The sequence below is a fragment of the Niallia sp. FSL M8-0099 genome (genome assembly GCF_038006945.1).
GTDB classification, from domain to species: Bacteria; Bacillota; Bacilli; order Bacillales; family Cytobacillaceae; genus Niallia; species Niallia circulans.
Genome location: NZ_JBBOWF010000001.1, coordinates 945,366 through 964,665, shown reverse-complemented (window position 1 = coordinate 964,665; position 19,300 = coordinate 945,366). Strand labels below are relative to the sequence as shown.

At 35.5% G+C, this 19,300-nt stretch carries 20 protein-coding genes and 3 pseudogenes; 8 read left to right on the top strand and 15 right to left on the bottom strand.

The window, feature by feature from the left end; all coding sequences use genetic code 11:
- Nucleotides 1-789, bottom strand: a complete 789-nt coding sequence (locus NSQ92_RS04525) for a hypothetical protein (RefSeq protein WP_047941614.1) — start codon at nucleotides 787-789, stop codon at nucleotides 1-3.
- A 187-nt stretch (nucleotides 790-976) separates the two neighbouring features.
- On the opposite strand from NSQ92_RS04525, the pseudogene NSQ92_RS04520 reads away from it, so the two are divergent.
- Nucleotides 977-1,681, top strand: a pseudogene (locus NSQ92_RS04520) (HAD family hydrolase); the annotation flags it as partial.
- A 215-nt stretch (nucleotides 1,682-1,896) separates the two neighbouring features.
- On the opposite strand, the gene NSQ92_RS04515 reads toward NSQ92_RS04520, so the two are convergent.
- The 4 genes from NSQ92_RS04515 to NSQ92_RS04500 form a co-directional block, all read right to left on the bottom strand.
- Nucleotides 1,897-2,196: a hypothetical protein gene (locus tag NSQ92_RS04515; RefSeq protein WP_047941414.1), complete on the bottom strand. Its 300-nt coding sequence runs from the start codon at nucleotides 2,194-2,196 to the stop codon at nucleotides 1,897-1,899.
- A gap of 93 nt (nucleotides 2,197-2,289) precedes the next feature.
- Complete coding sequence (locus NSQ92_RS04510) at nucleotides 2,290-3,192, bottom strand: ABC transporter ATP-binding protein (RefSeq protein ID WP_047941413.1); 903 nt, start codon at nucleotides 3,190-3,192, stop codon at nucleotides 2,290-2,292.
- Nucleotides 3,192-3,881 (bottom strand): ABC transporter permease, encoded by a 690-nt coding sequence (locus NSQ92_RS04505; protein ID WP_047941412.1) that lies wholly within the window; start codon nucleotides 3,879-3,881, stop codon nucleotides 3,192-3,194. The genes NSQ92_RS04510 and NSQ92_RS04505 overlap by 1 nt, the downstream gene beginning before the upstream one ends.
- A 55-nt stretch (nucleotides 3,882-3,936) precedes the next feature.
- Nucleotides 3,937-4,107 carry a hypothetical protein gene (locus NSQ92_RS04500; RefSeq protein WP_156485452.1) on the bottom strand — a complete coding sequence of 57 codons (171 nt, stop codon included), beginning with the start codon at nucleotides 4,105-4,107 and terminating at the stop codon, nucleotides 3,937-3,939.
- 149 nt (nucleotides 4,108-4,256) lie between these two features.
- On the opposite strand from NSQ92_RS04500, the gene NSQ92_RS04495 reads away from it, so the two are divergent.
- A complete protein-coding gene (locus NSQ92_RS04495; RefSeq protein ID WP_061800271.1) occupies nucleotides 4,257-4,958 on the top strand; it encodes a response regulator transcription factor in 702 nt (233 codons plus the stop codon).
- Nucleotide 4,959: 1 nt separating this feature from the next.
- Nucleotides 4,960-6,681 (top strand): sensor histidine kinase, encoded by a 1,722-nt coding sequence (locus NSQ92_RS04490; RefSeq protein WP_061800273.1) that lies wholly within the window; start codon nucleotides 4,960-4,962, stop codon nucleotides 6,679-6,681.
- Between the two features lie 378 nt (nucleotides 6,682-7,059).
- Here the strand turns inward: NSQ92_RS04490 and NSQ92_RS04485 are convergent, their stop codons facing one another.
- From NSQ92_RS04485 to NSQ92_RS04465, 5 genes and pseudogenes are all read right to left on the bottom strand, one after another.
- Nucleotides 7,060-7,473 carry a DUF6678 family protein gene (locus NSQ92_RS04485; protein ID WP_061800274.1) on the bottom strand — a complete coding sequence of 138 codons (414 nt, stop codon included), beginning with the start codon at nucleotides 7,471-7,473 and terminating at the stop codon, nucleotides 7,060-7,062.
- 16 nt (nucleotides 7,474-7,489) lie between these two features.
- Nucleotides 7,490-8,012: pseudogene (locus NSQ92_RS04480) on the bottom strand (IS1595 family transposase); the annotation flags it as partial.
- 118 nt (nucleotides 8,013-8,130) lie between these two features.
- Nucleotides 8,131-8,889 (bottom strand): IS21-like element helper ATPase IstB, encoded by a 759-nt coding sequence (gene istB / locus NSQ92_RS04475; RefSeq protein ID WP_061801337.1) that lies wholly within the window; start codon nucleotides 8,887-8,889, stop codon nucleotides 8,131-8,133.
- Nucleotides 8,889-10,178 (bottom strand): IS21 family transposase, encoded by a 1,290-nt coding sequence (gene istA / locus NSQ92_RS04470; RefSeq protein WP_061801336.1) that lies wholly within the window; start codon nucleotides 10,176-10,178, stop codon nucleotides 8,889-8,891. Before istA ends, istB begins: the two co-directional genes overlap by 1 nt.
- Before the next feature lie 223 nt (nucleotides 10,179-10,401).
- The gene (locus NSQ92_RS04465) at nucleotides 10,402-10,608 is read right to left on the bottom strand and encodes a hypothetical protein (protein ID WP_047941409.1); all 207 of its coding nucleotides are present in this window, start codon (nucleotides 10,606-10,608) and stop codon (nucleotides 10,402-10,404) included.
- A 177-nt stretch (nucleotides 10,609-10,785) separates the two neighbouring features.
- On the opposite strand from NSQ92_RS04465, the gene NSQ92_RS04460 reads away from it, so the two are divergent.
- Nucleotides 10,786-11,460, top strand: coding sequence for a response regulator transcription factor (locus tag NSQ92_RS04460; protein WP_047941408.1), 675 nt, complete (start codon nucleotides 10,786-10,788; stop codon nucleotides 11,458-11,460).
- Entirely contained in the window at nucleotides 11,457-12,488 is a 1,032-nt protein-coding gene (locus NSQ92_RS04455) for a HAMP domain-containing sensor histidine kinase (RefSeq protein WP_047941407.1), read from the top strand. Before NSQ92_RS04460 ends, NSQ92_RS04455 begins: the two co-directional genes overlap by 4 nt.
- 50 nt (nucleotides 12,489-12,538) lie before the next feature.
- Here the strand turns inward: NSQ92_RS04455 and NSQ92_RS26790 are convergent.
- The 3 genes and pseudogenes from NSQ92_RS26790 to NSQ92_RS04445 all read right to left on the bottom strand — a co-directional run.
- Nucleotides 12,539-12,793 (bottom strand): annotated as a pseudogene (locus NSQ92_RS26790) (SF0329 family protein); the annotation flags it as partial.
- Between the two features lie 153 nt (nucleotides 12,794-12,946).
- Entirely contained in the window at nucleotides 12,947-14,050 is a 1,104-nt protein-coding gene (locus tag NSQ92_RS04450) for a 5-methyltetrahydropteroyltriglutamate--homocysteine S-methyltransferase (protein ID WP_341152407.1), read from the bottom strand.
- A gap of 308 nt (nucleotides 14,051-14,358) precedes the next feature.
- Nucleotides 14,359-15,186 (bottom strand): manganese catalase family protein, encoded by an 828-nt coding sequence (locus NSQ92_RS04445; RefSeq protein ID WP_061800283.1) that lies wholly within the window; start codon nucleotides 15,184-15,186, stop codon nucleotides 14,359-14,361.
- A 298-nt stretch (nucleotides 15,187-15,484) separates the two neighbouring features.
- On the opposite strand from NSQ92_RS04445, the gene NSQ92_RS04440 reads away from it, so the two are divergent.
- Together NSQ92_RS04440 and NSQ92_RS04435 are read left to right on the top strand one after the other, a co-directional pair.
- Nucleotides 15,485-15,835, top strand: a complete 351-nt coding sequence (locus NSQ92_RS04440) for a DUF485 domain-containing protein (RefSeq protein WP_047941404.1) — start codon at nucleotides 15,485-15,487, stop codon at nucleotides 15,833-15,835.
- The gene (locus tag NSQ92_RS04435) at nucleotides 15,832-17,358 is read left to right on the top strand and encodes a solute symporter family protein (RefSeq protein ID WP_047941403.1); all 1,527 of its coding nucleotides are present in this window, start codon (nucleotides 15,832-15,834) and stop codon (nucleotides 17,356-17,358) included. The genes NSQ92_RS04440 and NSQ92_RS04435 overlap by 4 nt, the downstream gene beginning before the upstream one ends.
- A gap of 113 nt (nucleotides 17,359-17,471) precedes the next feature.
- Here NSQ92_RS04435 and NSQ92_RS04430 read toward each other — a convergent pair whose 3' ends face one another.
- Both NSQ92_RS04430 and NSQ92_RS04425 read right to left on the bottom strand, forming a co-directional pair.
- Nucleotides 17,472-18,212 carry a polysaccharide deacetylase family protein gene (locus NSQ92_RS04430; RefSeq protein WP_412973474.1) on the bottom strand — a complete coding sequence of 247 codons (741 nt, stop codon included), beginning with the start codon at nucleotides 18,210-18,212 and terminating at the stop codon, nucleotides 17,472-17,474.
- A 67-nt stretch (nucleotides 18,213-18,279) separates the two neighbouring features.
- A complete protein-coding gene (locus NSQ92_RS04425) occupies nucleotides 18,280-18,870 on the bottom strand; it encodes a spore coat protein (RefSeq protein WP_047941610.1) in 591 nt (196 codons plus the stop codon).
- A 265-nt stretch (nucleotides 18,871-19,135) separates the two neighbouring features.
- On the opposite strand from NSQ92_RS04425, the gene NSQ92_RS04420 reads away from it, so the two are divergent.
- On the top strand, nucleotides 19,136-19,279 hold the full coding sequence (locus NSQ92_RS04420) for a hypothetical protein (RefSeq protein ID WP_156485453.1): 144 nt from the start codon (nucleotides 19,136-19,138) through the stop codon (nucleotides 19,277-19,279).
- The last annotated feature ends 21 nt before the right edge of the window (nucleotides 19,280-19,300 follow it).

The following is a 19,300-nucleotide window of genomic DNA, read 5'->3' as shown; positions in this document are numbered from 1 at the left end:
TTAATTCACCTTTTGTCCTTTTAATACTTGAAAAGACGAAGATTGATATTTTTCCCTAAAATAGGAACGTTGTTCTTTATCATATAACTTATTGTTTTCTACTGTATTTATATAAGAATCAAATATTGCAAACCCATAAATAGATGGAAAAAACAAAAGCCACTCTGGATTAATTACATCTGTCGCTTGTTTGATTTCTCCCAAAAATAAAAGAGACAAAGCTTCCAGACCATGCGATAAATAAAAAAACACAACTCCCCAAATGATAACAAAAAATGCAGTTATTACTCTATGAATGTATAATTGACCTAAACCAGGCATAAATAGGGACCAAATAATGGCCATAATAGGATTTCTTTTATCAAGATAATTGATTTCCATTATACCAATACTAAAAGAATTAAAGCGATGCTCCTCTCTTTCTACCAGCACAAAGATTTTGTTTAAATCTACCGTCGTTCGATAGCTATCCCAAATAGCGAAAATATAAACTGGGATATAAATGAGTAACCACCTTGTATCCAAGATTTCTTTAGCCTTTTCAATCTCTCCCTGAAAGGAATAAATCATCGACAAATTTAAATTGCAGTTAACATTTACTACTACTTCCCAAATAAATAAAACGAATCCCCTCAGGTATTTAGATAAGAGAAGATGACCAAATCCAGGGAAAGCAGCACTCCACCATGCAATGATATAAGGATTTCGCAGGTGAATTTGTGTTGTCCCAAGAGTACTTACATGCGCTCTATATCTTCTTGCTGTATTGTCATTGGTAAAGTTATCCATAACTACATTCACCTTTTCCATATATATAACTGAGGATAAATAATCACTCCAAGTTATTTTTAACAAAATCATGTAATTCTATCCATCTGCCGATTTTTAAGTACAATAAAACTAGGAGGAAATAAAAAAGATAAGAATCTTTGGGCTATTACGTTTATGTTAAAATGTACATAAATACAAAAATTTTTCAAAAGGGGGAAATGGATTGTCTCAAGCACTAATATTTGATATGGATGGTACACTCTTTCAAACAGACAAAATTTTAGAACTATCTTTAAATGATACTTTTCATTACTTGCGCTCGATTCATCAATGGGATGGAGACACGCCAATAGATAAATACCGCGAAATTATGGGTGTTCCATTGCCGATTGTGTGGGAAACATTATTGCCTCATCATTCCCTTCGTTTAAGAGAAGAAATAGATGCTATTTTTCTCGAACGATTAGTGACAAATATAAAAAAAGGCAAAGGGGCCTTATATCCAAATGTAAAAGAAGTTTTCTCCTATTTAAAAGAAAATGATTTCTCTATTTATATCGCTAGTAATGGTTTAACAGCATACTTACAAGCGATTGCTGAATATTATCAATTGGATAAATGGGTGACAGAGACATGCAGTATTCAGGATATTGAATCACTGAATAAGTCTGACCTTGTTTGTAGGATTATTAAGAAACATGGAATTACTCGAGCAGCTGTTGTGGGAGACCGCCTATCTGATATAAAAGCTGCAAAGGAAAATAACCTTCTATCTATCGGTTGTAATTTTGATTTTGCTAAAGATGACGAATTGAAGCAAGCAGATATAATTATTGATGACCTTATCGAATTAACTTCTATTCTAGCAGCATCATCTTCATTTCAAATAAAAAATAGTACGATTAAATAATAACTTTCCTATACGGAAGGGAAAAAGTGAATATGCAGGGATAATTTCAGCGCTTCTTGCCATATATTTTCATGGTCATTAACATTAATGCGAACCAAGTTTTGTTTGCTATTTTTAGATTGCCGAAAACTGAAAATGTTGTGATGTAAAACTTAAATCAGCTAAAATGGTTGAAATGTATAAGTCCTTTAGAAATAGACGAGCTCACTTTCTGTCTATTTCTTGGACTGCTTATTTTTATCAACTTCATCCTCATTATTAATATGACCTGTTATAACGTCTATTGAATTATCAAAAAATTTGCTGACTTTCCCTAGTTTCCCATTATCCGTATCTGTATTTTTTGAATTTGGTTTATAATACTTAATAACTACTCCAAATATTGCACTTACAAACACAATCCAACTCCAATATGGCATTAATTCTAACCCTTTTGGCAGCAAATAAAACCAATTTATTCCCAGTACTATATAACTTATAAGTATAAATGCTGATCCAATTATATTTCTGATCATGCTTTAATATCTACCTCCATTTTTTAATCCTTATGCCTACCCGAATAAGAGTTCACTAAGTGCCTAAAGGTCTAAGACCCCTAATTTAAGGGGTCAGTCTAAAAATATCTCTTCTAAAGTCGGTTCCTCAACATTGACTCGGTAAACGTTAGTATTACATGCCGTTAGGGCCCTTGTTATTTCAGAAATTCTATTTTCTTCATCAACTGTAATAGTCAGCGAATCCTCTTTACAGTGAATTTCCGTACCTTTATCTTTAATCCATTGTTGAAACTTTGATAATTCTGAAACAGGGATTGGACTATGTTTAATGTTCACGATAATATTGGAACGGTAAAATGCTCTGAGTTCATCCATTGTTCCGATTTTTACAATCTTGCCTTCTTTCATGATAGCAATTCTTGTACATAATTTCTCGACCTCATCCAAATTATGAGAAGTTAAAAAAATAGTCTTGCCTTCTCCATGCAGTCTTTTAATCAGCTTTTGAATTTGGATTGCTGATTCTGGATCCATTCCCGATGTTGGTTCATCCAAAAATAACAGGTCAGGATCATGGATTATAGCCTGAGCGACACCAAGTTTCTTTTTCATTCCAAAAGAGAACTTTCCTAATTTTTTATTAGCATGATCAGCTAATCCGACTGCATCCAATACCTCTAGACACACACTTTTTTGCGCAGGATTACCAGATAGTGCAGAGAAGAACCGCAAATGCTCCAGTGCTGTAGTGGATTCGTAGAAACTTGAATAATCAGGCAGGACACCAACTTTTCTTTTAAGCACTATGTCATCTATCTTTCCTCCCAACAAAGAAAATGAACCTGAAGTAGGTTTCGCAATCCCTGTCAGCATATTGATAAAGGTTGATTTCCCGGCGCCATTTCTACCAAGAAATCCAAATAATTCCCCTTTCTCAATTGTTAAATCAATTCCGTTAACTACCGTTATTCCGTTATACTTCTTTGATACCTTTACTGCTTTAATAGCTGACATCAGCATTCCCTCCTCTTGAAAAATAAATTAGTAAGATAAATTAAGATGCCTGCAAATACAAGAAGAACTAAGAAACTATAATCATTTAAGTCTAGATAATAAAAAGGTGATATATATTTTAGCCAGCTAATAGCTGGATTAGCACTGAGCGCAAACCAACCTCCTAGTATTGGTAACAATATCCCTCCAAGAATCCCAAGGAACATAGTTACTCCTGGCTTAATGATGAGTACAGACATTAAGAGAACAAATGATATCTGCAATGTAAGTAAGCTCATCGTCTGAGCAAAAACTAAAAGATCTATTTTTTCTGTTGTTAAAGCAATTATTAAGAATGATAAAAACAGGCAGACAAACCAAAACATCCAAATACCCAAAAACTTACCAATTATAATGGAAAACCTAGTTGTTTTAGTAACTAAAAATCGCATGGTTCTCTCATGGATTTCTCTATTTATACTGTCATGAGATAAACTCGCCACAAATAAATGTCCAAAAAACATCACTAAAAACAATAATCCAACTAAATGAACTTCACTAGCCTCTTTCGGTGTCAGTTCCATTGCTGTAGCTAAAATATCAGCAAACTTAGCCGTATAATAGGATGTGACTAAAAATACCAAGATTAACAGAATAGATTTAACCCCTTTGAATAATTGGAGAAATTCTCTTTTCCCTATAGTAAGCATAATATTAAACTCTCTCTTTCCTCAAAATTTATATACAAATTCTCTTAACTACCGCTTAATCTCTAACTCTTTGCTCCCGAAAATGGAGGAGAATTTGACCAATTATTCCAATCATCAGGATGATCGCTAAGCTAGAGTAATTCTGAGCTGCAAATTCATTTCCAATATGTCTTGAAAGCATAATTACGGCAGCTACGGTTGCTATAGCACTAAATACTTTTTTCATTTTACACCTCATTTCTTTAATCTATAAGGATTATATCTATCGTACCTTAACCCTTTAAAATCGGAACCTTAATTCTTCCTTAATTTCTAATAATGAGGAAAAAAAATGATATGATATCTTTATATTTGGACATTAGGGAGACGAGTTATATGGAAAAGATAAGATTATTAATAGTGGATGATGAAAAGGCTATCCATCAGATGTTGAAGATTATTTTACAGAAGGAAGGATTTGAGCGAATTGATACTGCAGAAACAGCAGAGGAAGCATTACAACTATGCGCAGTTAATGATTACGGCTTAATTTTTCTAGATGTCATGCTTCCAGATCGAAGTGGTTTTGATATTTGCCCTTTCATTCGAGAAAAGACAAATGCCACCATCTTTTTCTTAACAGCGCGGTCCACTGACCTTGATAAACTTTCGGGGTTTGCATTAGGTGCTGATGATTATATCACCAAACCATTTAATCCATTGGAAGTAGTAGCGAGAGTGAAAGCTCATCTAAGAAGATATACAGCCAATACAGTAAAGGAATCAACTACATATCAATATGGTGACTTATTTGTAAATAGTTCATCTGGAGAAGTCGTGGTAAGAGGAGTTAAAGTTTCCTTGCCTGCACAGGTATATCAGTTACTACTATATTTCTGCAAGCATCCTAATCAACTTTTCAGTAAAGCTCAACTTTATGAAAATGTGTGGGGGGAGAATTTTCTTGGAGAAGATAACACGATTATGGTTCATATACGCAAACTTAGAGAAAAAATTGAAGTAAATCCCAGCCAGCCGCAGTATATCGTGACAGTGAGAGGGCTCGGCTATAAATTATCCGTAGAAGGTTTCAAATAAAATGAATATGACCAAACGATTCATCCTGCAATTCTTTTTTCAGCTTTTGTTTGTTTTCTTTCTCTTATCCATTATTTTTTTATTATTTTGGGCAATAATTGGATTCACTGCCATGAAAAACGAACTAAATACTGACTTGACTCAAGCTGACTCATCTAATATAGAAGATTGGATAACAGTTAAAGATGAGAAGATTTCTATATCTAATGATTTAAAGGATTTAGTCAGGAAACAGAATGGTTGGCTTGCCATCTTATCGGAGAACGGTAATCCCTTAGAAACATATAATCTGCCAGAGGGTAACTCATTCTCCAAAGCCGACTTTTCCCTGCTACTTTCAGAAAGTGAAGATTATCCATACCAATACTCTATGTGGCCAATTCAACAGGATACCGCAATGCCCCTCATAGTCCTTTATGGAAAAGAAGTTGGCAGCAAGTCCATTCTAAATACTATTAAAGTCGGAGTAAACTGGCAGAAAAATCAACTAAATATTCCAGATACTATTAGAAAAACTATTACAGATAAACACGGTTGGGTTCAGCTTGTTAGCAAAGATGGTGTAGTTCAGGACAATTATAAAGCTGTCAATCAAAAGGATAGGTACTCTTTTCAAGAACTATTTCAGCTTACTAATAACGAACAAAAGGATGTATCTGCCTACTTTAATAGAGAGACAGGACAGGTTCTTCTAACAGGTACAGACCAAACAAACAGCTTGCACTCCGATACAGAAATAATGCAAGATACTGGGAACAAAATTCTTTTCCTGTTTTTGCTTGCACTTTTATTGTTAATTACACTTAATATTTGGTTTGGCTATAAATTCGGTGCTCCACTTGTTACCATCATGAAATGGATTGGAGATTTGGGTAAAGAAAATTATGAAGAAGGGCATAATAAGCACTCTATGATGCTTACTAAAAAAGGAAAGCTACAACGGAAATATAAAATATACAAGGAATTGATTACCACTCTTACCCAATTGACAACATCGCTGGAGCAAAATAAACAATTAAGAATAAAGGCCAACAAAGCTCGCGATGAATGGATTAGCGGACTATCCCATGATTTAAAAACTCCGCTTGCCTCTATAGGAGGGTATGCTGAGATGCTACAGTCAGATCAATATTCATGGACCGAAGAAGAAGTTCGGACTTTTTCTAGCACAATCAAGGAAAAGGCGCACTACATGAAACAGCTCCTGGAAGATTTGACTTTAACGTATCAGCTTAGAAGTGAGGGCTTCCCTATCGCCAAGGAAAGAGTAGAAATAAATGAACAAATCAGACGAACTGTCATCCACTATGTGAATGGACCTGCAGGACAGCAATATGAATTTGTATTTCACCCTTACCCCAAGGAGCTGATTGCAGCAGTAGATCCGAAATGGTTCCAACGCATTATGGAAAATTTAATTGAAAATGCAATAAAGTATAATCCACCAAAAACGACTGTCACAATAACGATCGGAAAGCTCGACCATCATTTGCTGATAATTACGATAAGCGATAATGGTGTGGGCATGGATAATGAAACACTAAATAGATTATTCGAACGCTATTACAGAGGAACAAACACAAGCAGCTCAAAGAACGGAACAGGACTCGGTATGACGATAACCAAAAAGCTAATTGAACTCCATGGCGGTTCCATTAAAGTAAGAACAGAGCTCGAGAATGGAACAACGATCAGAATACTCCTCCCGTTACTTGATGACTAAATTTATCTTTATTGAAAAAACGAGAAAGTCCCTTTTTATAAAAAAAATTTTCAAACAAGTATACTGCGTTATCCACTGGTGAGTCTAATCGATTCTGTCCCAAAATCTGATTGGTTTTGGGAGTAGAACTTGAAGTTTAACCAAGCTATAAAACAGTAATAGCAAAAAGGTAGCTACTATAACATTGGCAATTCTCTTATATTTTTTTTACGGTATTTGATGGATAAAAAAATTGCGCCCGATTTGTTGAATATGATTATGTTTTTACTAGCTAGTTTTATTTATTAAAAACAAAGGCTCTGTTAAATTTTAATGTAGAAATATGGATAGTAAGTAGGGGGAACCTTTTTTGGCTCCCCTCTCATTTTCATTCAGGGCTTAATAATTGAATGTTTCTGTACTTTTAACATAACCATAAATACAAATTATGCTATCTTCTTTAACAAACGGAATATTTAGCTTTTGTAATAATTCTATGAATTCATCAGTAATATCAAATCTTTCAGGTTCAATAAGTCTACCTCTACTTTTTACATACCTTGGTCTGATTCGCAACCATTCTATGGAATAGAACGGACGTAGCCCCTGTTCCCAATCCCCCCAATACCATACATCTTCTATAAAAGTTTCTGGGTAAGGAGCATCTTCTAATACATACTTAACTTGATAAGGTGGGGTGAACGGCAATGTATCAATTACACATTTCTGCAACTGCTCCCATTTCGTGTTGTTCATAACCGAAGCTAATTGTTTTTTATTTACAACTGTAACAACCTTTTGCTTTTCGTCCATACTCCCCTCCTAAAATCTAAACACTAAACTTTGATAGGCGTAAACTATCATAAGTGTCGGTCATCTCAAATACAAATGATATTAACAGAATTTCTTTAATTTTGTGTTTTGTGCTTTCGTTACTATGGTTATCTACAAACAAAAACCACGCAAGGTAGTGGTCGAGATACTTTGTAGCTACACCTTTAAAACGGTCTATCCATCGTTTGATTTAATTCGATAATGTTCTAATCCTTTTTCTTTTACATAGGTTTTCTAGGTTTTCCAAGCATCAGTAACGAGTACATTATCAGTTGTCAGTTTAGAGCCAATCATAATCTCCACTATGATTTTAACGACATGTCCCATACAAGCTACTTTTGAGACAGTTACTTTGGTACGGTCTCTTGCAACAAGAACACAAACTTGTTCGTGGCTAATGCCTCTAAGTTTGGATTTCTAACACGTTTACGAGGTTTGCGTGCCGAAATCCTCCGTTGACCTTTTTGAGAGTATAGGAAATGGTTCTCGTCAACTTCAACAATCCCCTCAATGTTAAACTCCAACTCCTCCGCTTATTTTTCAACATAATTATCTAAAGTGAAATTTAAAGCTTTATCCAAGATATAAATGTCAACACAAATATGTACATTTTCGCTCGTTTAAGGATGTACAAAATCACTCGTTTTCTTGCACTAAATGATCCTTTAAACGATAGGAATTTCCCACCATTGTCACAACCTTCGCATGGTGTAAGATGCGATCTAAGATGGCATTTGCCAGCTTAGGCTCCTGAAATACTTCATCCCATGCCTTAAAGTTTACGTTCGTTGTTAAGATCGTACTGCGCTTTTCATATCGCATGTCAATCAGTTGGAAAAATAATTTCGCATCTTCTTGATCAATTGGCAAATAACCAATCTCATCAATGATTAATAGTTTATATTTTGTATAATGTTTTAGACGAGTTTCTAAGCGGTTCTCCAATCGTGCTCGTCTTAAATTCTGAATTAAATCATGGCATTTAATGAAATAGGTACTTGTTCTTTTCTTTGCTGCCGCAATCCCTATGGCGGTGGCCAAGTGTGTTTTGCCAACACCACTTGGTCCTAAGAAAACAATATTCTCGTTCTCTTCAATAAAGCGAAAGGTTAGAAAATCTTGAATCTGTTGCTGATTGACTGAGGTTTGGAAAGTGAAATCAAAATCTTTTATTTCTTTCATATGTGGAAATGCAGCCACCTTTACCATCGACTGCGTCATATTTTGTTCTCGCACATCAATTTCATAGTTGGTTAACTTGATTAACGTATCAATAAATGACAGCTGGTTCTGGACTCCGAAATCAATTACTTCATTTAAATGTAGAGTCATTTGCTTCAGCTTTAGATACTCTAGGTTTCTTAATAATTGTTGATAATTAGTGGATAGATTCATTATTTATACACTTCTCCAATCGTTGCTAGATTTTTCTTTGCCAAATCATCGATTTCCGGATAGTTATAGTAAGGGGCTGAAACAGCCAAACCTGCTTTATAATGTGCTTCCTGATAATTTAGCTTCGCTTTGCTGATTGGATGCTGTGCAATAAGTTTCATGTTATAATAAATCCATAAGTTGTTATCATACACTTGTAAACCTACTTTCTTTCCTTGATATTCTGGTGGTACGGAATACTGGTTTGATTTGTAGGAGATCATGTTGGATGCATTGACTTTTACTTGTGTGTGCTTAATGCGATAGGAATCTCTTACTTTATCAGTTGGTAGCTGGAGTAAGTGGTTCCTTTCTTTTTTATATTCAATCATTGGTATTCTTCCTGTCCCTTGGTGAATCTGGTGATTCACTCTGTTGGCTAACTCTTGTATAAATTGATGCAGTTCCTCTAAAGAGAATTGTCCTTGATAGGCATGAATTTCGTCTAACAATTTCATTGTCGTTTCGACTTTTCCCTTTGTCCTTGGTCTGCCAGCGATACAGGCTTTCACTTTAAAGCCAAAGTCTTTTGCGAATTGCTCAAACTTTGCATTCACTTTACCCGGATAATGTTCCGTTCTTGCTTCATCCATCACTGTTTTCATATTATCCGTAAGGAGTTCCTCAGGAACACCGCCAAACGTTTCAAAAGCTTCTGTTAGAAAGGAAAACAGCGTACTTTGTGACTTGGAAATACTCAAGTGGAATACTCGCAATCTTGAAGTAGATAGAATAAGCGCAGCTACATTGATCTCGACCTGCTCGCCATCTTTTGTTTCATATTGAATATTTTCCTTCCAATCTAATTGAGCTTGTTTACCTGGCGGAGTTTCATAGCGAACCGTCCCCTTCGGAGAAGCAATACGTTTGTCCTCCACAAAGTAAGCATTAAATTCAGGTATTCGAGCGATATAGGCTCGAAAGGTCGAAGCACCACAGTCTAAACCGTGATTATCCTTTAAGTACTGCCAAAGCACCCGCCGATAATAAAACACCTGTTTAGAATCCTCAGATAAAAGAGCAGCGATCACTTCATAATATTCATCAATTTTTGAGGACTTTTTTCTTGTCCTCTTGGGGACAAAACCATTTAGATATTTCTCAACTGTTCGTCGATCTACTCCAAGTTCTTCAGCCAATTTACTCTTATTAATTTTCATTTTCATATGCTCCATTATTTGTTTGAATTTTGGTAAGTCTGAAAGACTATTAATCTCAAAATTAACATCGACATTTAATGATATATACATGACTAGTCACCTCAAGACTAGTATGTAAAATGAAAGCAAATTTGTACATATTTATCCAAGCATTATTGTACATATTTAAAATAGCATTTCTATCCAAGAATACAGCATGTTTGCGAATAAGAAATATCTTAACTATCTACACAGGAATTTAATCAAACTTTTTTTATAAATGATCGTACCTGATTAAAAGACGACATTTATGTATCTTATCCAGCTATTTGCTTCAGTTTTTTACTATCTCAGCAATATTCATATATTTACTTGTATGAAATCCCCATAAATCAACATTTCCAATAAATTTGTAGTTCTGCTCTATTAATAAGGTTTCCAAGCTCTCTTTTCGCTCATTAAAAGGAAGTTTATATTCATCTATCAATTGTGCTTCTTCTCCTACTATTTCATAATAACTAAATAAAATGGTGTAACCCATTAAAACGATCTCCTCTCTACTACCTATACAAATGTCTACTTAATGATTTTCCGGTTTCTTCTTTATGTTTCTTAGTATACCGTGGTAAAGTAAACTGAATATAAACTTCTCTAAATTAATTTTCAGTTTACATTTTCATAATAAAATAGGGATAACTTAAATTAATGGAGGTATTAGATGTTTAAAATACTCGTGGTAGAAGATGATACAAATACTAGGAAATTAATGTGTGCTGTTTTAAAGCAGCATGGATTTCAGACTTATGCTGCTAAAGATGGGATCGAAGCCCTTCAGATAATGGAAAAAGAGCATGTTGATTTAGCTGTACTCGATTTAATGATGCCCAAAATGAACGGTTATGAATTAACACAGCATTTAAGACAGACATGGGAGAATCTCCCTATTTTAATGGTTACCGCCAAGCAGGAGGCAGCAGATAAACGAAAAGGATTTCTTGTTGGTACGGATGATTATATGACCAAACCTGTAGATGAAGAAGAAATGATTTTACGTATTAAGGCTCTGCTGCGGAGAGCGAAGATTGTAAACGAGCATCGCTTAACGATCGGTAAGACTGTACTAGACTATGATGCCCTTACCGTTTCTCGTGAGAATCATGTTATTACCTTACCACCTAAAGAGTTTTTCTTATTGTTTAAACTATTATCATATCCAAATATGATTTTCACTCGAATTCAGCTTATGGATGAAATCTGGGGAATGGAATCTGAAACGGATGATCGTACACTCAATGTCCACATTAACCGATTAAGAGACAAGCTTCGTGATTTTCCAGAGTTTGAAATTTTGACAGTCAGAGGACTTGGTTATAAGGCAGTGAAAAAAGGATGAGGGAATTTTTCACAAAACGTTTAAGCCTTGCCATTACACTAGTCATGTTTGTTTTTGGCGTCATGATGGCAACAGTCCTAGTTGTTGCTGTTATAACTTTTGCTTTACAGCATTTAGGGATTATTTCAGACAATAGTCAGCTTCCCGTATTCCCGCTCATTGCCTTTTTAGGTTTTTGCATTTTACTTGGGACTTCCCTAACAGCCTTTCTCAGTAAGAAAGCATTAAATCCTATTCGGACGGTAATTGATGCAACCCATAAAGTAGCCAGCGGGGATTTCTCTGTACAAGTTAACATAAAGGGAATAGGCGAATTAGAAGAATTATCTCATAGCTTTAATAAAATGACCCAAGAGCTTTCTGGAATTGAAACATTACGAAGTGATTTTGTTAATAATTTTTCTCATGAATTCAAAACACCTATTGTTTCATTACGCGGTTTCGCAAAATTACTAAAAGAAAATAACTTAACGGAAGAGGAAAGACAAGAATACCTTGATATAATCATTACCGAGTCTGAGCGCTTAGCTGCACTCTCTACAAATGTACTTATCCTATCAAAGTATGAAAATCTCGAGATTATTACCGAAAAAACTCCATTTCGATTAGATGAGCAAATTCGAAAAACGATTGTATTGATGGAACCAAAATGGTCCGCAAAAGATATAGTCATAGATGTCGAGCTTGATGAAGTTACTTTTCACGGAAATGAAGATTTAACTCAGCAAATTTGGCTAAATCTTTTAGATAACGCTATTAAGTTTTCCGAAATAGGCGGAAACATAACAATACATCTCACTAAGTTCAAAGAAGAAATTTGTTTTTCGATTCAAGATAATGGTCCTGGAATGGATGACCATACAAAAAAACGTCTTTTTGATAAATTTTATCAAGGCGATACCTCTCATTCCCAATCGGGAAATGGTTTAGGATTAGCACTGGTAAAGAGAATCGTCGAACTATGTAACGGGAAAATTTATGTGGAGAGTGAAAAAGGAAAAGGGAGTATTTTTATGGTGAGGCTCTAAGCTTGTTTGAAGATGGCAAAAAGATAACCAATTAGACAGTAGCTAATCCGTTATCTTTTTGCCATTTTTTCTACCTGACATCGTATTTGATAAAATTTACTAATTAATGGATGATTCAGTGTCTTTCTATCTATATTACTTAATCTCCTTTTTCCAATCCTCCTATCAAACATAGCAAAAGCTCTAATAAATTCATTCTCAGAATGTAAAGCATGTTCTATAGAAAGAGCGCAATAATCAAGAAAGGATTGATAGACATATCCACTATCCATTATATTTGCAGTAAAGAGGCTTTGTTCCGCCTCTTCAGACCATTCTGGCTTTTAACTTACTCCATTGCATCTGCTATTCCTCTCTTTTAAAAACTATCTTCATAACCTTATTATAGTTGCAGCTAAAAATAAAAGAGGCACATTTAATATGAGTATGTGCCTCTTATATCCGACTATAAAACTATTTTATCCCCAAATCTCTTTCGCTACATCTACAATATATTTTAATTTATTCCATTGTTCTTCTTCTGTTAAGATGTTTCCATGATGGGTTGAAGCAAATCCACATTGCGGGCTGATACAAAGCTGTTCAAGAGCAACGTATTTAGAAGCCTCTTCTACACGTGCTTTGATTGCTGCTTTATCTTCTAATTCACCCGTTTTGGAAGTGAATACACCTAAAACTACTTGTGGTCCTCCATTTGGCACAAATTCAAGTGGGTTGAAACCACCAGAACGCTCATCATCGTACTCCAAGAAGAAGCCATCTACTTTTTCCTTCGCAAAGAAGCTAGGGGCGATTTTATCATATGGACCTTCAAACGCCCAAGTAGATTGATAGTTTCCACGGCAAAGATGTGTTGTTACGATTAAATCTTCTGGCTTTCCTTCTAGAACACCATTCACAACGAGTAATGCTAAGTCGATTAATTCTTGTCTTTCTAACTCACTTTTTGCAAATGGCAGCTTTGGAGCACAAAGTCCTGCAATATATACATCGTCAAATTGTAGATAACGGCAGCCTGCCTCATAGAATGCTTGAACAGCATCACGATAAGCTTGGATAATATCATTGGCATAATCTTCAATATCCGGATAGATTTCTTCATTACGGATACCGGCATTGAAAAATTGGTTTGGACTTGGAATGGTCATTTTTGCAACGGCACGATCGCCCACAATCTCATAGAATTCCTTAAAATCTTTTAAATGAGGATGATCAGGATTAAATGATACTTTTCCTGTTACTCGCACATCGTAAGCTTCCGTTTCAACCCCATTAAATTTATAACCATGGTCAGGTACATAGCCTTCTACTCCTGTTAAATGCTCCATGAAATCAGTATGCCAGAATCTGCGGCGGAACTCTCCATCCGTAACTGCTTGAAGACCCACCTCAATCTGCTTGTCCACAATACGTTTAATTTCTTCTGTTTCTACTGCACGTAGCTCTTCTGCTGAAATAACTCCATCTGCAAAATTCTTTCTAGCATCATGAATAGATTGAGGACGCAGTAAACTTCCTACGTGATCTGCTCTAAATGGTGCTTTAATAATCGTTTTTGTCATGTGAATCCCTACCTCCGTAAATTTCTTCTCTCTTTTTAATATTAGACTTTTCAGAAAAATATATATATTATTATGTATAGAAAAATCTCGGTTGTGACTTTCGTCATGCTAGAATCTATAACTTGTTTAAATGTAACATGAAAACAAGTTGATGGAAATACGAAAAATTTAAACTCTTGTGATTATTTAAACTTTTTTAAGTTATTCTACACTATTTCCCACAAGATTACTAGCCAATAAAAAGGAAAAAAATAGACACAAACTATTATCGGACTTAATAATTTGTGTCTATTTACTTTATATTTTTACTATTTAATATTCAAATCATGATGCAATGACTCAGATGGAATTGGATTAAGAGGAACCTGCCCCTTTGGTACTGGCTCTTTTACATACACAAAGTCTCCTGTTCCATCTTGAGCGCTGCCTGTTGCCCATAGACCTTCTGAAGAAGCATCTCCTTCTGATAGATTCCAGAATTCATACGCTTCTGGCTGAGATTCTTTTTCTGCTTCCGGAGGGAAGCTAGCTGGAACAACTACACCATTTTTAGCTTCTAATTCCTCGATTGCTGCTAGCCATTGATATTGATGGTAACGGTCACGCGCTAACATTTTTCTAAATGTGGCTCTAACTCCTTCATCAGTTGTCATATGATACAATCTTGCTACCTGTAAGCGTCCTTGGCTTTCTGCATGTAAATTTGAACGCATATCGGCTAAAAGATTTCCACTTGCGACAATATACGATCCATTCCATGGTACCCCATTAGAATTAGTTGGCATGCCGCCCAATCCACTTACAAGCAGATGTTGTGGATTAATTCCCCCCATAATGGCTGCAACTGCTGGATCTTTCGCTGCTTCAGCCTGATCCTCAGGTGATGCACCATCTAGTAGCTGACTGATTAAAGAGCAAAGCATTTCAACGTGACCAATCTCTTCTGTTCCTATATCCATGAGCATATCCTTATATTTTTCTTCTCCGCGACAATTAAAACCTTGGAAAAGATATTGCATCATTACGGTCATTTCACCGAATTGTCCTCCAAGCACCTCTTGAATTTGACGTGCTAACATTGGATCTGGTCTGTCCACTTTCACTTCAAACTGTAATTCTTTTTGATGACGAAACATGACGCTATCTCCTCCTTGACTTTTCATATTGCTGTTCGCTTAAGATGTACCCCGTCTCAAAACTTAATAAACAAAAGAAAAAATTTTAATATAGTAAATACTCCTTTACAACACTATCAAATAATTCCATTTTCTATTATTCTTCTATTCGCATAAAGTTTAGTTATTTTCAACAAAAATAAGCCATTTCGCTCAAATAAAACGCTTACATTTAAGAAAAAAGAACCATTGCGATTCTTCTTTGAAGTTTTTACACTATTGTTATATTGGAAAATATTATTTACAAGGGGGAAAGTGAATGAGTAATTTGGCCAAAGATGCAAAAAAGCAATCTCCGCCTTACGATTTCGTACAAATTGCCAATAGTTCTAAGTTCAAGCAATTAATGTCCCAAAAGAAAAAATTTCTAATTCCTCTCACCGTCTTCTTTTTACTCTTTTATTTTATGTTACCAATTTTGACTTCTTACACAACTATTTTAAACAAGCCTGCTATCGGATCGATTACATGGACGTGGGTGTATGCATTTGCACAGTTTATCATGACTTGGGTGTTATCCATGATTTATGTTCGAAAAGCAATGAAATTTGATGAATTAGCTGCTGACATTGTGGAAGAAAACCAGATGGAAGGGGCTAAAAATAAATGAGTCCAATCGCATTAATGTTGTTTGTCATTATCGTCCTCATCACTCTTATCATTACATATTGGGCAGCTAAAAGAACCAATACAACAAGTGAATTTTATACAGCTGGCGGGGGATTAACAGGCTGGCAAAATGGCTTAGCCATTGCAGGGGACTATTTATCAGCCGCCTCCTTCCTCGGAATAGCAGGTGCCATCGCGTTAACTGGGTTTGATGGATTTTTCTATTCGATTGGATACTTAGTTGCTTATTTAGTCGTTCTTTATATTGTTGCAGAACCACTAAGAAATTTAGGAAAGTATACGATTGCTGATATGATAAATGCCCGCTTTGATCAGAAAAAAGTGCGAGGTGCAGCCGCATTAAGTACGATTACCATTGTAATTTTTTATATGATTGCTCAATTAGTTGGAGCTGGCGCCCTTATCCAGCTATTATTGGGAATCGATTATTGGCTTGCAGTTTTAATTGTTGGCATCATGATGACTATTTATGTATTATTTGGCGGTATGACTGCTACAAGCTGGGTTCAAATTATTAAAGCTGTCCTTTTAATGCTTGGAACAGTTGTTATCTCCTTTCTTGTTCTTGCAAAATTCAACTTTAATATCCTTACAATGTTCGACGAAATCAAAACACTTACACCATTAGGAGAAAGTTATATTAATCCTGGCGTGAAGTATACCAACTCTCTCGATACTATTTCTATGATGGCAGCACTCGTTCTAGGAACGGCAGGTCTGCCGCATATACTAATGCGCTTCTTCACAGTAAAAGATGCGAAAACAGCTAGAAGCTCTGTTGTAACAGCAACTTGGGTTATAGGCATTTTCTATATCTTAACCATCTTTTTAGGCTTTGGAGCTGCTGCTTTTGTAGGGGCTGCCGACATTGTGGAAGCAAATGCCGCGGGCAATATGGCAGCACCATTGCTTGCTCACGCTCTTGGCGGTGACTTTTTAATGAGTTTTGTTTCTGCGGTAGCATTTGCGACCATTCTAGCAGTTGTAGCAGGACTTGTATTATCAGGTGCCTCAGCCTTTGCCCATGATATATATGGTCAAATAATAAAAAAAGGAAAGGTTACCGAAAAACAGCAAATGAATGCAGCTCGTTATGCCTCGGTTGCAGTAGCCTTTCTATCCATTATCCTTGCCCTATTTGCTCAAAAAATGAATGTAGCCTTTCTCGTATCCCTTGCATTCTGTGTAGCAGCCAGTGCTAATTTACCAGTTATCATTTTTACAATCTACTGGAAAAGATTTAATACAGCCGGCGCTATATCCGGCGTAGTAACAGGACTACTTACGGCGTTAGTGTTGGTTGCCATCAGCCCGAGTGTACTTAACCCTGAACCTGGTGCTGCTATTTTAACTGGAACTGCTATATTCCCACTAACAAATCCTGCTATCATTTCAATTCCTGCAGGTTTTCTCGGTGCATTTATTGGGACCATCCTCTCCAATAAACGAGATGAAAAGAAATACGCCGAGGTTATTGTGAAAGCAAATACGGGTATGAAGTGATGAAAAAGACACTGACTTTCTGTAACTTAAAAGTTAGAGTAGAGTCAGTTCTTTTCATTTTCCGGGAAATAAAATGACAAAAAGCGCCAAAAGTCGATTACTTCTCCAAGCAATCAACCTTCAGCACTCTCGACTATATCGGCAAACTCCTCTAATGTGGTAGAGTACTTAATATATTTACGCGGTAACAGATAGAGTTCATCCTTTATTCCCTTTTCACTATAGAATTCTGGTGTTGTGGTTAGCCCGAAAGAATAATACTTCTTGACTTCCTCCATTGCCTTAGAATCAATATTTCCATAAGGATAAGACAGTGCAATAACTTCCTTTCCTGTAATTGCTTCGATTTTGTCTTTCGATTCTTTTAGCTCATGTTTATAGTCTGTTGTTTTCACCAAATCAGGATGTGTTGCTGTATGGGATTGAATTGATATAAAACCAGAACTAGCTAATTCTTTCAACTCTTGATTAGATAACCTATTGGCATTTCCGATAAAATCTGCTATAACAAACATCGTTGCTGTTGGGGTAAAATCATCGGTTTTTATCTTTTGAAAAATTTCAAACACTCTTAAATTATTTTTATAACCATCGTCTAACGTAATAAAAATTGGCTTTTTAACTTTATTTATATCCTGCCATCTTTCAAAAGTTAACGGAGTAAAACCATGATCTCGTAAATAAATCATTTGCTTTTCAAAATTTGCTGGAGTCACATATAATTCTTTTGAACCTTGTCCATGAAACTCTTCAATGGAATGGTACACCAAAATCGGAATCTTTGTTTGCGCAATGCCCATAGAAGGTAAAAAAGGAAATAAAAAAAATAACAGCATTACAGTTTTTTTCATCATTCATTCCTCATTTTGACAAAGATTTATAGGGAGGTTACCTCAAAGATAGAGATAACTCCCCTATAAATTAATGCATATTATTATTTATATTCATTTGCTGCTGCATCATTGGAGCTCCTTGTGCAGGTGCAAATCCGTTTAAGATATTTTGCATATCTTGAGCAGCCAGCTGAGGAACTTGATAATAATGATGCTTGTTTTGGTATAAAGATACTTCATAAGCCATTTCCAAACAGTTCGGAATAGAAGCTGCAATAACTCGACGTACAACCGGATTAGTTGTTTCAGCTGCTGCCACTGTTTTCATAGAAGCAGAAGCTTTTAATGCACTAAGCATTGCAACTGCAGCTTGCTGATCACTCATTTCCGTCACATTTTGAATTGGCTTTGCAGGAGGCATCTGGGTCATTCCAAAGATGAAATCATTATTTTCTTTCATCATATATGGTTCAGTTCTCTTTGCAGGAGGTTGTCCAGTTTGAAAACACTCTAATGTTAAATTGTACTCTTCTTGAATAAATTGATATTGTCTGTTTTGAATATCTCGTAATTCTGGATCCTGAATATGGTTTCCTAACAATTTATACAAATTCATGGTATTTATTGCTCCAACTAGTACTTCATGAACATCAAACATTTCATGTCCGCCATGATTCATCGCTTGTGGAACTTGACCTGTTTGTAGATTTTGGTGTACTTGCTGTCCGTTTTGCAACAATATAATCTCCTCCTGTAAATGGATTTTAAACAACAGGATTAGTATGGTGAACGTTCTGGAAACTATACGCTTAAAAATTGTTAATAATCGACAATGATAGAACTATTGCTTTGTTAATTTTTACTAGAGACTAAAGGTTTTAAAAACACTAAACCATGGATTTTTTTCTTTCTTTTTATCCATCCTATCACTAGGAGGTGTCAAGATGCCTAGAAATCAAGTTCAAGTAAATGTTGATCCAAATATGGATGGTCCACGTGAAGGGGTAATTGCGGACGCTGATGGAGATCAGTTAGGAATAAGTAGAGATACAGAAGTTGAAACCACTGCATTTCATGTCAAGCAATAAAAAAAAGATCCTGAATTAACA

What these genes read in the sequence shown, in the direction of transcription:
- NSQ92_RS04510 (WP_047941413.1), bottom strand. Translation starts at nt 3,192, where the DNA reads ATGTCAGCTATTAAAGCAGTAAAGGTATCAAAGAAGTATAACGGAATA.
- NSQ92_RS04460 (WP_047941408.1), top strand. Translation starts at nt 10,786, where the DNA reads ATGTTTAAAATACTCGTGGTAGAAGATGATACAAATACTAGGAAATTA.
- NSQ92_RS04435 (WP_047941403.1), top strand. Translation starts at nt 15,832, where the DNA reads ATGAGTCCAATCGCATTAATGTTGTTTGTCATTATCGTCCTCATCACT.
- NSQ92_RS04515 (WP_047941414.1), bottom strand. Translation starts at nt 2,196, where the DNA reads ATGATCAGAAATATAATTGGATCAGCATTTATACTTATAAGTTATATA.
- NSQ92_RS04455 (WP_047941407.1), top strand. Translation starts at nt 11,457, where the DNA reads ATGAGGGAATTTTTCACAAAACGTTTAAGCCTTGCCATTACACTAGTC.
- NSQ92_RS04420 (WP_156485453.1), top strand. Translation starts at nt 19,136, where the DNA reads ATGCCTAGAAATCAAGTTCAAGTAAATGTTGATCCAAATATGGATGGT.
- istB (WP_061801337.1), bottom strand. Translation starts at nt 8,889, where the DNA reads ATGAATCTATCCACTAATTATCAACAATTATTAAGAAACCTAGAGTAT.
- istA (WP_061801336.1), bottom strand. Translation starts at nt 10,178, where the DNA reads ATGTATATATCATTAAATGTCGATGTTAATTTTGAGATTAATAGTCTT.
- NSQ92_RS04500 (WP_156485452.1), bottom strand. Translation starts at nt 4,107, where the DNA reads ATGAAAAAAGTATTTAGTGCTATAGCAACCGTAGCTGCCGTAATTATG.
- NSQ92_RS04425 (WP_047941610.1), bottom strand. Translation starts at nt 18,870, where the DNA reads ATGAATCATGGCGGACATGAAATGTTTGATGTTCATGAAGTACTAGTT.
- NSQ92_RS04465 (WP_047941409.1), bottom strand. Translation starts at nt 10,608, where the DNA reads ATGGGTTACACCATTTTATTTAGTTATTATGAAATAGTAGGAGAAGAA.
- NSQ92_RS04430 (WP_412973474.1), bottom strand. Translation starts at nt 18,212, where the DNA reads ATGATGAAAAAAACTGTAATGCTGTTATTTTTTTTATTTCCTTTTTTA.
- NSQ92_RS04525 (WP_047941614.1), bottom strand. Translation starts at nt 789, where the DNA reads ATGGATAACTTTACCAATGACAATACAGCAAGAAGATATAGAGCGCAT.
- NSQ92_RS04485 (WP_061800274.1), bottom strand. Translation starts at nt 7,473, where the DNA reads ATGGACGAAAAGCAAAAGGTTGTTACAGTTGTAAATAAAAAACAATTA.
- NSQ92_RS04490 (WP_061800273.1), top strand. Translation starts at nt 4,960, where the DNA reads ATGAATATGACCAAACGATTCATCCTGCAATTCTTTTTTCAGCTTTTG.
- NSQ92_RS04495 (WP_061800271.1), top strand. Translation starts at nt 4,257, where the DNA reads ATGGAAAAGATAAGATTATTAATAGTGGATGATGAAAAGGCTATCCAT.
- NSQ92_RS04440 (WP_047941404.1), top strand. Translation starts at nt 15,485, where the DNA reads ATGAGTAATTTGGCCAAAGATGCAAAAAAGCAATCTCCGCCTTACGAT.
- NSQ92_RS04505 (WP_047941412.1), bottom strand. Translation starts at nt 3,881, where the DNA reads ATGCTTACTATAGGGAAAAGAGAATTTCTCCAATTATTCAAAGGGGTT.
- NSQ92_RS04445 (WP_061800283.1), bottom strand. Translation starts at nt 15,186, where the DNA reads ATGTTTCGTCATCAAAAAGAATTACAGTTTGAAGTGAAAGTGGACAGA.
- NSQ92_RS04450 (WP_341152407.1), bottom strand. Translation starts at nt 14,050, where the DNA reads ATGACAAAAACGATTATTAAAGCACCATTTAGAGCAGATCACGTAGGA.